Origin of the sequence: Citrobacter sp. Cpo032 (genome assembly GCF_030332975.1) — a bacterium.
Lineage (GTDB): Bacteria > Pseudomonadota > Gammaproteobacteria > Enterobacterales > Enterobacteriaceae > Citrobacter > Citrobacter portucalensis.
Window position 1 is genome coordinate 17,998 of the sequence record NZ_JAOWGU010000041.1, and the last position, 14,954, is coordinate 32,951.

Annotated in this window: 11 protein-coding genes; 2 read left to right on the forward strand and 9 right to left on the reverse strand. The window is 51.4% G+C overall.

The window, feature by feature from the left end; genetic code table 11:
• Positions 1-722: 722 nt before the first annotated feature.
• Both OGY33_RS10465 and OGY33_RS10470 read left to right on the forward strand, forming a co-directional pair.
• A complete protein-coding gene (locus tag OGY33_RS10465; RefSeq protein WP_003033102.1) occupies positions 723-1,028 on the forward strand; it encodes a PTS sugar transporter subunit IIB in 306 nt (101 codons plus the stop codon).
• Between the two features lie 4 nt (positions 1,029-1,032).
• Positions 1,033-1,350 (forward strand): PTS lactose/cellobiose transporter subunit IIA, encoded by a 318-nt coding sequence (locus OGY33_RS10470; protein ID WP_111466266.1) that lies wholly within the window; start codon positions 1,033-1,035, stop codon positions 1,348-1,350.
• A 102-nt stretch (positions 1,351-1,452) separates the two neighbouring features.
• Here the strand turns inward: OGY33_RS10470 and rpoC are convergent, their stop codons facing one another.
• From rpoC to tuf, 9 genes are all read right to left on the reverse strand, one after another.
• Positions 1,453-5,676, reverse strand: coding sequence for a DNA-directed RNA polymerase subunit beta' (gene rpoC, locus OGY33_RS10475; protein WP_003826919.1), 4,224 nt, complete (start codon positions 5,674-5,676; stop codon positions 1,453-1,455).
• Between the two features lie 76 nt (positions 5,677-5,752).
• Positions 5,753-9,781 carry a DNA-directed RNA polymerase subunit beta gene (rpoB, locus tag OGY33_RS10480; RefSeq protein WP_003033111.1) on the reverse strand — a complete coding sequence of 1,343 codons (4,029 nt, stop codon included), beginning with the start codon at positions 9,779-9,781 and terminating at the stop codon, positions 5,753-5,755.
• 320 nt (positions 9,782-10,101) lie between these two features.
• The gene (gene rplL, locus OGY33_RS10485) at positions 10,102-10,467 is read right to left on the reverse strand and encodes a 50S ribosomal protein L7/L12 (RefSeq protein WP_003033114.1); all 366 of its coding nucleotides are present in this window, start codon (positions 10,465-10,467) and stop codon (positions 10,102-10,104) included.
• A 66-nt stretch (positions 10,468-10,533) separates the two neighbouring features.
• The gene (gene rplJ, locus OGY33_RS10490) at positions 10,534-11,031 is read right to left on the reverse strand and encodes a 50S ribosomal protein L10 (RefSeq protein ID WP_001207203.1); all 498 of its coding nucleotides are present in this window, start codon (positions 11,029-11,031) and stop codon (positions 10,534-10,536) included.
• Positions 11,032-11,449: 418 nt separating this feature from the next.
• Positions 11,450-12,157, reverse strand: coding sequence for a 50S ribosomal protein L1 (gene rplA, locus OGY33_RS10495; RefSeq protein ID WP_003033119.1), 708 nt, complete (start codon positions 12,155-12,157; stop codon positions 11,450-11,452).
• Between the two features lie 3 nt (positions 12,158-12,160).
• Positions 12,161-12,589 carry a 50S ribosomal protein L11 gene (rplK, locus tag OGY33_RS10500; protein ID WP_003033122.1) on the reverse strand — a complete coding sequence of 143 codons (429 nt, stop codon included), beginning with the start codon at positions 12,587-12,589 and terminating at the stop codon, positions 12,161-12,163.
• A 154-nt stretch (positions 12,590-12,743) separates the two neighbouring features.
• Positions 12,744-13,289, reverse strand: coding sequence for a transcription termination/antitermination protein NusG (gene nusG / locus OGY33_RS10505; protein WP_003033125.1), 546 nt, complete (start codon positions 13,287-13,289; stop codon positions 12,744-12,746).
• Position 13,290: 1 nt separating this feature from the next.
• On the reverse strand, positions 13,291-13,674 hold the full coding sequence (gene secE, locus OGY33_RS10510) for a preprotein translocase subunit SecE (RefSeq protein WP_003033128.1): 384 nt from the start codon (positions 13,672-13,674) through the stop codon (positions 13,291-13,293).
• Positions 13,675-13,904: 230 nt separating this feature from the next.
• Positions 13,905-14,954, reverse strand: a 1,050-nt coding sequence (gene tuf, locus OGY33_RS10515) for an elongation factor Tu (RefSeq protein WP_063942044.1), incomplete at its 5' end; no start/stop codon positions are given.

Here is a 14,954-nt window from a genome sequence, read left to right on the forward strand (position 1 = left end):
CGATTTAATACTGCTGATGGTACTACTTTAAAATGTACACGTTTACTACAGATAATATTGGATATTGATACTAACTAAAGCTTTCCTCTATTTACCGTTAAACACATTCCACCCGCTTGATAATAGAACTCAAGACTGGTGACCTAAACAAGTACACTTCCCCTCGCGACATATACTCTTTGATGCGTTGCCTTATTTCCCTTGTGATAACCAGAAAAGCAGAAACCACAAATATTTACTATAAAATCATGGCGTTACATCGTCGCGTTTTACTGACTTTTTGCGATTAGATATATCAACTACGTGGCCTGAAAGCATTGTCGAAGTGAAAAAATAGCGTTTTCAGCATCGACTATCCCATACAAAAAATACTTCGTGGCCTTTATCGCAAACCCCAATCAAGCTCTACTAACACTTACTACGTTAACAGCAAACTACAATTTCTCCGCTGTTAAGTATTAACATACGGGTTTAAAAAACGCTGTCAATACTGTTTTTTATAACATGTATTTATTGACAGTAATTATATATTCCAGCATGTGATAAGCGAGTCAAAAAGCCGCTGGCCCTGGTCCAGATCGCAGGGTTCCGCCTCTTTTTGTAACCGGTTTCAGAAAAAGCGGCTTTCTTTGTGATGCCTTGCACACAATCGTTGCAAAGCAGTTGTTGCTATGGCTGGCTCGCGATAATTATCAACTCACACATGTTGATCGAGACTGCTTATGAAAAACATCGTTTTATGCTGTGCCGCCGGAATGTCCACCAGCATGCTGGTGCAAAGGATGAAAGATGCCGCCCAGAAAAAAGGCGTCGACGTCACTATCAAAGCCGTCCCGGTGGCCGAGTTTGAAGAGAATATCGCTACAGCGGATATCGTTTTGCTCGGTCCACAGGTTAAGTATGAACAGGCCAAGCTACAGGCGATCGCCGACCCACTAGGCAAAAAGGTTGCCGTTATCGACATGATGGATTACGGCATGATGAAAGGCGATGCGGTACTGGATAAGGCGCTGAAACTACTGGAGTGATGGTATGGAAGAGATAGAAACGATCATCATGGAGTTATTGGTAAACGCTGGCGCTGCACGCAGCCAGGCCCTGACGGCATTGCAACTGGCGCGTAAAGGTGATTTCTCCGGTGCAGAACAAGCGATGACGGAATCACGCGAGTACGTCAAACAAGCGCATAAAATCCAGACCCAGCTGATCGGTATTGACGAGGGCACCGGCAAACTACCGGTTAATCTCATCACCGTCCATTCGCAGGACCACCTGATGAATGCCATGGTGATTCAGGATCTGGCCGGCGATATGATTGAGCTTTATCGGCGGTTACCACCGATAAATTAATGACACTGCCGGATGGCTTCGTAGACCTGATAAACGCCATCAGAAATAACATAGACATAAAAAAACCCGCCGAAGCGGGTTTTTTATTATGGCCGGCAACGATTAATCGTTGTCAGAACCGCCCAGGCCTGCGTTCAGCAGTTCTGCCAGGCTGGCAGACGCATCTTCAGCAGTTACCTGCGGTGCAGCTGGCAGTTCGCCCGCTGCGCGACGGCGCATACGATCCTGGTGGTACGCATAACCAGTACCTGCCGGGATCAGACGACCTACGATGACGTTCTCTTTCAGACCGCGCAGTTCATCACGTTTACCTGCAACAGCTGCTTCGGTCAGGACACGCGTGGTTTCCTGGAACGATGCTGCAGAGATGAAGGACTCGGTTGCCAGAGACGCTTTGGTGATACCCAGCAGATCGCGGGAGAACGTTGCACCCACTTTGCCGTTCGCTTCCAGCTCGCGGTTTGCGATCTTGACGCGGGAGTATTCAACCTGCTCGCCTTCCAGGAAGTCGGAGCTACCAGCGCTTTCGATGGTGGCTTTACGCAGCATCTGACGAACGATAACTTCGATGTGTTTATCGTTAATCTTAACACCCTGCAGACGGTATACGTCCTGAACTTCGTTAACGATGTAACGAGTTACAGCATGCACACCACGCAGACGCAGGATGTCGTGCGGCGCTTCCGGACCGTCGGAAACCACGTCACCACGTTCTACACGTTCACCTTCGAACACGTTGAGCTGACGCCATTTCGGAATCATCTCTTCGTACGGTTCGCTACCGTCTACCGGGGTGATAACCAGACGACGTTTACCTTTGGTTTCTTTACCGAAGGAAATGATGCCGCTGATTTCAGCCAGGATTGCCGGCTCTTTCGGACGACGTGCTTCGAACAGGTCCGCAACGCGCGGCAGACCACCGGTGATATCCTTGGTACCGCCGGATTCCTGCGGAACACGCGCCAGGGTGTCACCAGAACTGATCTGTACGCCATCTTCCAACTGAACAATCGCTTTACCCGGCAGGAAGTACTGAGCAGGCATATCGGTGCCTGGGATCAGAACGTCGTTGCCCTGAGCATCAACAATTTTCAGTGCCGGACGCAGGTCTTTACCACCCGCAGTACGCTCTGCAGAATCCAGAACCACCAGAGAAGACAGACCGGTCAGCTCGTCGGTCTGACGAGTAATGGTCTGGCCGTCGATCATGTCAGTGAAGCGGACAAAACCACTCACTTCGGTGATAACCGGCATGGTATGCGGATCCCAGTTTGCTACGGTTTCGCCGCCAGCAACCTGTTCGCCATCACCTTTCGCCATAACGGAGCCGTAAGGCACTTTATAGCTTTCTTTGGTACGGCCGAATTCGTCGATCAGTTTCAGTTCGGTGTTACGTGAGGTGATAACCAGTTTACCGCTGGAGTTCACAACCGACTTCGCGTTGCTCAGACGGATGCTACCTTTGTTTTTCACCTGGATGCTGGATTCAGCAGCCGCACGAGATGCCGCACCACCGATGTGGAACGTACGCATCGTCAGCTGTGTACCCGGCTCACCGATGGACTGTGCCGCGATAACGCCGATTGCTTCACCTTTGTTGATGATGTGGCCACGCGCCAGGTCACGACCGTAGCAGTGCGCACATACACCAAAGTCGGTGTCACAAGATACAACGGAACGGACTTTAACGGAGTCAACGGAGTTCTCTTCCAGCAGATCACACCACTGTTCGTGCAGCAGCGTGTTGCGTGGAACCAGAATATCCGCCGTACCCGGCTTCAGAACGTCTTCAGCAGTTACACGACCCAGAACGCGATCGCGCAGCGGCTCTTTAACATCACCACCCTCGATAACCGGGGTCATGGTGATGCCTTCCAGAGTGCCGCAATCGTCTTCAGTAACAACCAGGTCCTGCGCGACGTCAACCAGACGACGAGTCAGATAACCGGAGTTCGCTGTTTTCAGTGCGGTATCCGCCAGACCTTTACGAGCACCGTGAGTAGAGATGAAGTACTGGAGTACGTTCAGACCTTCACGGAAGTTCGCGGTGATTGGCGTTTCGATGATGGAGCCATCTGGCTTCGCCATCAGACCACGCATACCGGCCAGCTGACGAATCTGTGCTGCAGAACCACGCGCACCGGAGTCGGCCATCATGTAGATGCTGTTGAAGGAAACCTGCTGCTCTTCTACGCCGTCACGGTTAATAACGGTTTCGGTTTGCAGGTTATCCATCATCGCTTTGGATACACGATCGTTCGCCGCAGCCCAGATATCGATAACTTTGTTATAGCGTTCGCCTGCGGTTACCAGACCAGACTGGAACTGCTCCTGGATCTCAGCAACTTCAGCTTCCGCTTCAGAGATGATCTCGTGTTTCTTCTCTGGGATGACCATGTCATCAATACCAACAGATGCACCTGAACGCGCTGCATATGCAAAGCCGGTGTACATTGTCTGGTCAGCGAAGATAACGGTCGGCTTCAGGCCCAGAATGCGGTAACAGGTGTTCAGCATTTTGGAGATAGCTTTCTTGCCCAGCGCCTGATTGACGATGGAGAAAGGCAGACCTTTCGGTACGATCATCCACAGAATGGCACGGCCAACGGTCGTGTCTTTCAGGCTGGTTTTCGCAACGAATTCGCCGTTTTCATCTTTTTCGTATTCGGTGATACGCACTTTAACGCGCGCATGCAGAGAGGCCAGACCAGCGCGATAGATACGCTCAGCTTCTTTCGGGCCAGTCAGCACCATGCCTTCGCCTTTGGCGTTAACACAGTCACGGGTCATGTAGTACAGACCCAATACAACGTCCTGAGACGGAACGATGATAGGTTCGCCGTTCGCCGGAGACAGGATGTTGTTGGTAGACATCATCAGCGCACGCGCTTCGAGCTGGGCTTCCAGCGTCAGCGGTACGTGAACAGCCATCTGGTCACCATCGAAGTCGGCGTTATATGCCGCACAAACCAGCGGGTGCAGCTGGATAGCTTTACCTTCGATCAGTACCGGTTCAAATGCCTGGATACCCAGACGGTGCAGTGTTGGTGCACGGTTCAGCAGTACCGGGTGTTCGCGGATAACTTCGTCCAGGATATCCCAAACGACAGCTTCTTCACGCTCAACCATTTTCTTAGCGGCTTTGATGGTGGTGGCCAGGCCACGCAGTTCCAGCTTGCCGTAGATGAACGGTTTGAACAGTTCCAGTGCCATTTTCTTCGGCAGACCGCACTGATGCAGACGCAGGTATGGACCTACGGTGATTACAGAACGACCGGAGTAGTCAACACGCTTACCGAGCAGGTTCTGACGGAAACGACCCTGCTTACCTTTGATCATGTCGGCCAAAGATTTCAGAGGACGTTTGTTAGAACCGGTGATCGCACGACCGCGACGACCGTTATCCAGCAGGGCGTCAACCGCTTCCTGCAGCATACGTTTTTCGTTGCGTACGATGATGTCCGGCGCAGCCAGATCCAGCAGACGCTTCAGACGGTTGTTACGGTTGATAACGCGACGATACAGATCGTTCAGATCCGATGTTGCGAAACGACCACCATCCAGCGGAACCAGCGGACGCAGATCTGGCGGCAGAACCGGCAGAACGGTCAGGATCATCCACTCTGGCTTGTTGCCAGACTGTACGAAGGCTTCCAGCAGTTTGATACGCTTGGTCAGCTTCTTACGCTTGGTTTCGGAGTTGGTTTCGTTCAGCTCTTCGCGCAGAGTTTCACACTCTTGCTCCAGATCCATGCTCTTCAGCAGGGCCTGAATAGCTTCCGCACCCATCTTCGCGTCGAATTCGTCACCGAACTCTTCCAGCGCGTCCAGATACTGCTCTTCAGTCAGGATCTGTTGACGTTCCAGGTTAGTCATACCGCCTTCGATAACAACATAGGATTCGAAGTACAGTACACGTTCGATATCGCGCAGCGGCATATCGAGCAGCAAACCGATACGGGACGGCAGAGATTTCAGGAACCAGATGTGAGCGGTCGGAGACGCCAGCTCGATGTGGCCCATACGCTCACGGCGTACTTTGGTCTGGGTCACTTCAACGCCGCACTTCTCACAGATCACACCACGGTGTTTCAGGCGCTTGTACTTACCGCACAGGCACTCATAGTCTTTTACCGGCCCAAAGATACGGGCGCAGAAAAGGCCGTCACGTTCAGGTTTGAACGTACGGTAGTTAATGGTTTCCGGCTTCTTAACTTCACCGAAAGACCATGAACGGATCATGTCTGGCGAGGCCAGAGCAATTTTGATCGCATCAAACTCTTCGGTTTTAGTCTGCGCTTTCAGAAACTTTAATAAATCTTTCACGGATTTGCTCCCGTCGGAGTTAGCACAATCTGGCGCTGGCTGTTACGCCAGCACCAGTGACCTGTTTGATCGAGAGTTACTCGTCTTCCAGCTCGATGTTGATACCCAGCGAACGAATCTCTTTCAACAGTACGTTGAAGGATTCCGGCATGCCTGGTTCCATCTGATGGTTGCCGTCCACGATGTTTTTATACATCTTAGTACGACCGTTCACGTCATCAGACTTAACGGTGAGCATTTCCTGCAGGGTGTATGCTGCGCCATATGCTTCCAGCGCCCACACTTCCATCTCCCCGAAGCGCTGACCACCGAACTGCGCCTTACCACCCAGCGGCTGCTGAGTAACCAGGCTGTAAGAACCGGTAGAACGCGCATGCATCTTGTCATCAACCAGGTGGTTCAGTTTCAGCATGTACATGTAGCCAACGGTAACCTGGCGCTCGAACTGCTCACCGGTACGACCGTCGAACAGTGTGATCTGACCGGAAGTCGGCAGGCCACCCAGCTGTAACAGTTCCTTGATTTCAGACTCTTTCGCACCGTCGAATACCGGCGTTGCGATCGGCATACCTTTTTTCAGGTTTTCAGCCAGACGCAGAACTTCTTCATCGCTGAAGGTATTCAGGTCAACTTTCTGACGAACATCTGAACCCAGATCGTAAGCACGCTGGATGAATTCGCGCAGTTTCGCGACTTCTTGCTGCTGTTTCAGCATGGCGTTGATCTTATCGCCGATACCTTTTGCAGCCATACCCAGGTGGGTTTCAAGGATCTGACCGATGTTCATACGCGATGGTACGCCCAGCGGGTTCAGTACGATATCTACCGGCGTACCGTTAGCATCGTGTGGCATATCTTCGATCGGGTTGATCTTAGAGATTACACCCTTGTTACCGTGACGACCTGCCATCTTATCACCAGGCTGGATCCGACGTTTAACCGCCAGATACACCTTAACAATCTTCAGCACGCCCGGTGCCAGATCGTCGCCCTGAGTGATTTTACGGCGTTTCGCTTCGAGTTTTTTCTCGAATTCGTGTTTCAGTTCGTCGTACTGCTCAGCCAGTTGTTCCAGCTGATTCTGTTTCTCTTCGTCGGTCAGGCCGAGTTCTAACCAGCGGTCACGCGGCAGTTTGTCGAGCTTCTCAGCTTCAACACCACCGGAAACCAGCACTGCGTAGATACGGCTGAACAGGCCAGCTTCGAGGATCTGCAGTTCTTCAGACAGGTCTTTTTTCGCCTGCTTCAGCTGCATCTCTTCGATTTCCAGCGCACGTTTGTCTTTTTCTACGCCATCGCGAGTAAAGACCTGAACGTCGATAATCGTACCGGAAACACCGTTTGGCACGCGCAGAGAAGAGTCTTTAACGTCAGACGCTTTCTCACCGAAGATCGCACGCAGCAGCTTCTCTTCTGGCGTCAGTTGGGTTTCACCTTTCGGCGTTACCTTACCAACCAGAATGTCGCCACCGGTCACTTCCGCACCGATATAAACGATACCGGATTCATCCAGTTTGGAGAGCGCAGCTTCACCCACGTTCGGGATGTCAGCGGTGATCTCTTCTGGCCCCAGCTTGGTGTCACGGGACACACATGCCAGTTCCTGAATGTGGATGGTGGTGAAACGGTCTTCCTGGACAACACGCTCGGATACGAGGATGGAGTCTTCGAAGTTGTAACCATTCCATGGCATGAATGCCACGCGCATGTTCTGACCCAGCGCCAGTTCACCGAGGTCGGTGGACGGACCGTCTGCCAGCACATCACCACGTTCAACCGGCTCGCCCAGAGATACGCAAGGCATCTGGTTGATACAGGTGTTCTGGTTAGAACGGGTGTATTTGGTCAGGTTATAAATGTCGATACCTGCTTCGCCCGGGTACATCTCGTCTTCGTTAACTTTGATAACGATACGGGAAGCATCCACGTACTGAACAGTACCGCCACGTTTAGCAACTGCAGTAACACCGGAGTCAACGGCAACAGCACGTTCCATACCGGTACCAACCAGCGGCTTATCAGCGCGCAGAGTCGGAACCGCCTGACGTTGCATGTTCGCACCCATCAATGCACGGTTGGCGTCATCGTGTTCCAGGAACGGGATCAGGGACGCACCGACGGATACCACCTGCTGGGTGGATACGTCCATGTAGTCAACCTGGTCGCGGCTGAACAAGCTGGATTCGCCTTTGCTACGGCAGGTAACCAGATCTTCTACAAAGTGGCCTTCATCATCCAGGTTGGAGTTCGCCTGAGCGATAACGTAGTTGCCTTCTTCGATAGCAGACAGGTAATGAATTTCGTCAGTTACAACACCGTCGGTCACTTTACGATACGGAGTCTCGAGGAAGCCGTATTCGTTAGTCTGTGCATACACGGACAGGGAGTTGATCAGACCGATGTTCGGACCTTCAGGCGTTTCGATTGGACATACGCGACCGTAGTGAGTTGGGTGTACGTCTCGAACTTCGAAGCCTGCGCGTTCACGGGTCAGACCGCCTGGGCCGAGTGCAGAGATACGACGTTTGTGCGTAATCTCAGACAGCGGGTTGTTCTGGTCCATAAACTGAGACAGCTGGCTGGAACCAAAGAACTCTTTCACTGCTGCAGAAATCGGCTTGGCGTTGATCATATCCTGAGGCATCAGGGTATCCAGATCGCCCAGAGACAGACGCTCTTTCACCGCACGCTCAACACGTACCAGGCCAACGCGGAACTGGTTTTCCGCCATTTCGCCTACGGAACGGATACGACGGTTGCCGAGGTGGTCGATATCATCGACTTCGCCTTTACCGTTACGGATATCGATGAGCTTCTTCATCACTTCGATGATGTCGTCTTTGCTCAGGATACCGGAACCTTCGATTTCGTCGCGCAGCAGAGAACGGTTGAACTTCATACGACCAACCGCAGACAGGTCATAGCGGTCTTCGGAGAAGAACAGGTTCTCGAACAGGCTTTCAGCAGCTTCACGAGTCGGCGGCTCACCAGGACGCATCATGCGGTAGATTTCTACCAGTGCGCTCAGACGATCGTTGGTTGGGTCAACACGTACAGTTTCAGAAATGTACGGACCGTGATCCAGATCGTTAGTGAACAGCGTTTCGATACGCTTGTGACCAGACTGGCTCAGCTTAGCCAGCAGATCCAGGCTCAGCTCCATGTTAGCTGCGCAGATCAGCTCGCCAGTAGATTCGTCAACGTAGTCTTTAGCCGCAACTTTACCAGCAATGTATTCAACCGGAACTTCGATATGTTTGATATCGTCTTTTTCCAGTTGGCGAATGTGGCGCGCAGTGATGCGACGGCCTTTTTCGACGTAGACTTTGCCGTTAGCTTCAATGTCAAAGGAAGCGGTTTCACCACGCAGGCGTTCCGGCACCAGTTCCATCTGCAGCTTGTTGTCGCGAATTTCGAAAACAACTTTTTCAAAGAACAGGTCAAGGATCTGCTCAGTGGTGTAGTTCAGTGCACGCAGAATAATGGTCGCAGGCAGTTTACGGCGACGGTCAATACGTACGAACAGGTTGTCCTTCGGATCGAATTCGAAGTCCAGCCAGGAACCACGGTAAGGGATGATGCGCGCGTTATACAGCACTTTACCCGAAGAGTGGGTTTTACCTTTGTCGGAGTCAAAGAAGACGCCAGGACTACGGTGCAGCTGAGAAACGATAACACGCTCAGTACCATTGATTACAAAGGTACCGTTGTCAGTCATGAGCGGAATTTCGCCCATGTAGACTTCTTGTTCTTTAATGTCTTTTACGGTGCCTTCCGGCGCTTCGCGCTCGTAGATCACCAGACGCAGTTTTACGCGCAGCGGTGCGGAATAGGTCACGCCACGGATCTGACATTCCTGAACGTCAAACACCGGTTCGCCAAGGCGGTAGCTGACGTATTGCAGCTCGGAATTACCGCTGTAGCTCTGAATCGGGAAAACGGAACGGAAAGCTGCTTCCAGACCATACTGCCCTTCAGGATCTTGCTCGATGAACTTCTGAAACGAGTCAAGCTGGATAGAAAGGAGATAAGGTATGTCCAACACTTGTGGACGTTTACCAAAATCCTTACGAATACGTTTTTTCTCGGTATAGGAGTAAACCATTAGGGTTCCTCAGCTCGCTGACAAGTCGACCCATCTGTCCGACGAAGGGACAGTTTGTGCAACACTATTTTGTTGACCGGAAAATCGAATACTTTCCGCAATGCCTGTTGCTATCACGCTTAAACCATTTCATTGCGATTTACACAGAACTGATGCTCTGTCGCAGTATATTAAGACGTCGATAGAAACAAGCATTGAAAGGCACAGCAGTAGTCAAACAGTGTGAAATGCTACTGGCGCCTTACAGCGCAAAAAGGCTGGTGACTAAAAAGTCACCAGCCATCAGCCTAATTTCTTAGGCTGCAACCAGAAAAGTTGGCTTATTTAACTTCAACTTCAGCGCCAGCTTCTTCCAGAGATTTTTTCAGTGCTTCTGCGTCGTCTTTGCTGATGCCTTCTTTCAGGGCAGCCGGAGCAGATTCTACCAGGTCTTTAGCTTCTTTCAGACCCAGGCCAGTTGCGCCACGTACTGCTTTGATTACAGCAACTTTGTTAGCGCCAGCAGCTTTCAGAATTACGTCGAATTCAGTTTTTTCTTCAGCAGCTTCAGCCGGGCCAGCAGCTACAGCTACAGCAGCAGCAGCGGAAACACCGAATTTTTCTTCCATTGCAGAGATCAGTTCTACAACGTCCATTACGGACATAGCGGATACTGCTTCAATGATTTGATCTTTAGTGATAGACATTTAAATTGTTCCTGAAAATCAGAATAAGTTTATACGTAAGCAGATGCTTGAGAAAGATAACTGCGATTAAGCAGCTTCTTTCGCATCGCGTACAGCAGCCAGAGTACGAACCAGTTTGCCAGCCGAAGCTTCTTTCATGGTTGCCATCAGGCGTGCAATTGCTTCTTCGTAGGTCGGCAGAGTTGCCAGGCGATCGATTTGCGATGCCGGGATCAATTCACCTTCAAAGGCTGCGGCTTTGACCTCAAATTTTGCATTCGCTTTCGCGAACTCTTTGAACAGACGAGCAGCAGCGCCCGGGTGTTCCATAGAGTATGCAATCAGGGTCGGACCAACAAACGTGTCTTTCAGGCACTCGAACTGAGTACCTTCAACGACGCGGCGCAGCAGGGTGTTACGAACAACACGCATGTATACGCCAGCTTCACGACCTGCTTTACGCAGTTCAGTCATTTTATCTACAGTTACGCCACGGGAATCCGCAACTACTGCAGACAGCGCGCCTTTGGCTACTTCGCTGACTTCAGCAACAATCGCTTGTTTGTCTTGAAGATTTAAAGCCATTAGCTTTGCTCCTGGATGTTTGCCGGAACTCATGTTCCGGAACTCACTTCACTCTCCCCAACGGAAAGAGCGTCTAAATACGGTGAGCAGAAACAAGCCAGAGTATCAGAAATAATCTTAGCGTTCTGTCACCGTCTACGCAGGGCATTAAGTTTCTTACGAAACACCTGCGGTCTTCGACGGAGGCCTGGATAGGCCAGGCTCCAACGAACAAATCTTGTCTATGACTTCGCCCTTTGAACTGTAACCGCGTTAGCTGCTCTCGTTCACACCGGTCATGTAGTTAACTACACTCCCGGCGATTCACTCAATTGCTGCCTTGCTACAATTCAAATGACTCGCATAGAGTTCTGTTTATTTAAACAGAAACGTGGGGGTAAGATTGTAGACAAAATCACCGCCCACGTAAAGGCGAATATTAGTTCGCCACAGTCGCAGTCAGACCGGACTGATCAACGGCAACACCAGCACCCATGGTGGTGGAGATGCTAACTTTCTTGATGTACACGCCTTTAGCCTGAGTCGGTTTCGCTTTTTTCAGCGCAACCAGCAGAGATTCCAGGTTTTCTTTCAGTTTGTCAGCGTCAAAATCCACTTTACCGATGGTGGTGTGGATGATGCCGTTTTTGTCGTTACGGTAACGAACCTGACCTGCTTTAGCGTTCTTAACTGCTTCAGCAACGTTAGGGGTTACAGTACCAACTTTCGGGTTTGGCATCAGGCCGCGCGGGCCCAGAACCTGACCCAGCTGGCCAACAACGCGCATTGCATCCGGGGAAGCAATAACAACGTCAAAGTTCATTTCGCCTTTCTTGATCTGGTCAGCCAGATCTTCCATACCTACCAGCTCAGCGCCTGCAGCTTTAGCAGCTTCAGCGTTTGCGCCCTGGGCAAATACGGCTACGCGAACGGAACGGCCAGTACCGTGCGGCAGTACAGTTGCACCACGTACGTTCTGGTCAGATTTACGAGCGTCGATGCCGAGGTTAACGGCAACGTCTACGCTTTCTACGAATTTAGCAGTGGCCAGCTCTTTCAGCAGAGCAATAGCTTCGTTGATGTCGTACTGTTTAGTTGCATCAACTTTGTCACGGATCACGCGCATACGCTTGGTCAGTTTAGCCATTTCTTAGTCCTCCACTACCAGGCCCATGGAACGTGCAGTACCTTCAATGGAGCGAGTCATCGCTTCAATGTCGGAACCAGTCATGTCGGCAGCTTTGGTCTGCGCGATTTCCTGCAGCTGAGCGCGGGAAATTTTACCCACTTTGTCTTTGTTCGGCTTGCCGGAACCAGACTTGATACCAGCCGCTTTCTTCAGCAGAACTGCTGCCGGAGGCGTTTTGGTAACGAAAGTGAAAGAACGGTCAGCGTAAACGGTGATAACAACCGGGATCGGCAGACCTTTTTCCATGGAATCAGTTTTTGCGTTGAACGCTTTGCAGAATTCCATGATGTTCACGCCTTGTTGACCCAGTGCTGGACCTACCGGCGGACTCGGGTTAGCCATACCAGCTGCAACCTGCAGCTTGACGTAGGCCTGGACTTTCTTAGCCATTCTAAATTCCTCTAGTTGGGTTATAGCGCCTCAAGGAGGCTCCCCGTGATTATATTCGTTTTACGGACAGGGCCCATAAAAACAAAAGGCGCGAAATTGTATTCCAATCTCGCGCCTTGTGCAACGATTAAATCGCCGCTTTTTTGATCGCTGTTTAGGCTTTTTCTACCTGGGCAAAGTCCAGTTCTACCGGGGTCGCACGACCGAAGATAGAAACAGAGACTTTCAGGCGGGACTTCTCGTAGTCCACTTCTTCAACCACGCCGTTAAAGTCAGCAAATGGACCGTCACTAACGCGAACCATTTCACCTGGCTCAAACATCGTTTTCGGACGCGGTTTATCGCCAACCTGCTGCAGACGGTTCATGATCGCATCAACTTCTTTGTCGCTGATCGGCGCCGGACGGTCAGATGTACCGCCGATAAAGCCCATCACACGCGGCACGCTGCGCACCAGGTGCCAGCTTGCGTCATTCATCACCATCTGGACCAGTACATAGCCCGGGAAGAATTTACGTTCGCTCTTGCGACGCTGGCCACCACGGATTTCGACCACTTCTTCGGTCGGCACCATGACTTCGCCAAACAGCTCTTCCATATTTTGTAACTTGATATATTCGCGCAGCGACGTGGCTACGCGGCCTTCAAAACCGGAAAACGCCTGAACGACGTACCAGCGCTTTTTAGGGGCTTCAGACATCTTAGAACCTCAGGCCAGTGATAAAGGATACCAGGCGAACCAGAATACCATCCAGTCCCCACAGGATCAGTGACATTACTGCGGTAACCGCAGCCACAATTAATGTGGTGTGCAATGTTTCCTGGCGAGTTGGCCAAATGACCTTACGGACTTCGGTTCTCGCTTCACGGGCAAAAGCAACGGTCGCTTTACCTTTTGTTGTCAACAGCGCGACACCACCCGCTGCGGCAATCAGAATCACTACGGCCAGCGCACGCAGCGGCAGCATCATGTCACGATAGAGGTAGTTGCCAACGATAGCTACAAGCAGCAATACAGCGACAACAACCCACTTCATCGCTTCCAGGCCGCGCCCGCTTCCTTGAGCTTCGGTATTCGCACTCATAAACCAACCTGTCAGAAGTATTCTACAAACATTTTCACCCCGCGTAAGCGAGGCGATCCAAACCGAAATGCTCTGGTGCGTTTCGGACTAAACGCCCTCTTCAGAGCCTGTCTCAGCAATGATTATGACAAAAAAAATCACTGATGAGCCAGGTTCTGGTGTGAAAGCGTGCAAAAAGGGCATCAAATGATGCCCTTTTATTGCGCATTGCGTCAAATGTTATTCGGCAATTAGCTCATTACTTTGGCAACAACGCCCGCACCAACAGTACGGCCGCCTTCACGGATTGCGAAACGCAGACCGTCGTCCATCGCGATTGGGTGGATCAGGGTAACAACCATTTTGATGTTGTCGCCCGGCATTACCATCTCTACGCCTTCTGGCAGTTCGATGGTACCAGTCACGTCAGTAGTACGGAAGTAGAACTGCGGACGGTAGCCTTTGAAGAACGGAGTATGACGGCCGCCTTCGTCTTTGGACAGAATGTACACTTCAGATTCGAACTTGGTGTGCGGCTTGATAGAGCCCGGCTTAGCCAGTACCTGACCACGTTCGATTTCTTCACGTTTGATACCACGCAGCAGAACACCAACGTTCTCACCAGCACGGCCTTCGTCCAGCAGTTTGCGGAACATTTCAACGCCAGTACAGGTAGACTTAGCTGTCTCTTTGATACCAACGATTTCAACTTCTTCACCAACTTTGATGATACCGCGCTCTACACGACCGGTAACAACGGTACCACGACCGGAGATGGAGAATACGTCTTCGATAGGCAGCAGGAACGGCTTGTCAATCGCACGCTCTGGTTCTGGGATGTAAGAATCCAGGAAGCCAGCCAGTTCGATGATTTTCGCTTCCCACTCTGCTTCGCCTTCCAGCGCTTTCAGAGCAGAACCACGAACGATCGGAGTGTCGTCGCCCGGGAAATCGTACTGAGACAGAAGTTCACGAACTTCCATTTCTACCAGTTCCAGCAGCTCTTCGTCATCAACCATGTCGCATTTGTTCAGGAACACGATGATGTACGGAACGCCTACCTGACGACCCAGCAGGATGTGCTCACGAGTCTGCGGCATCGGGCCGTCAGTCGCAGCAACAACCAGGATCGCGCCGTCCATCTGCGCAGCACCGGTGATCATGTTTTTAACATAGTCGGCGTGGCCCGGGCAGTCTACGTGTGCGTAGTGGCGAGTCGGGGTGTCATATTCAACGTGAGAAGTGTTGATGGTGATACCACGAGCTTTTTCTTCCGGCGCGTTATCGATCTGGTCGAATGC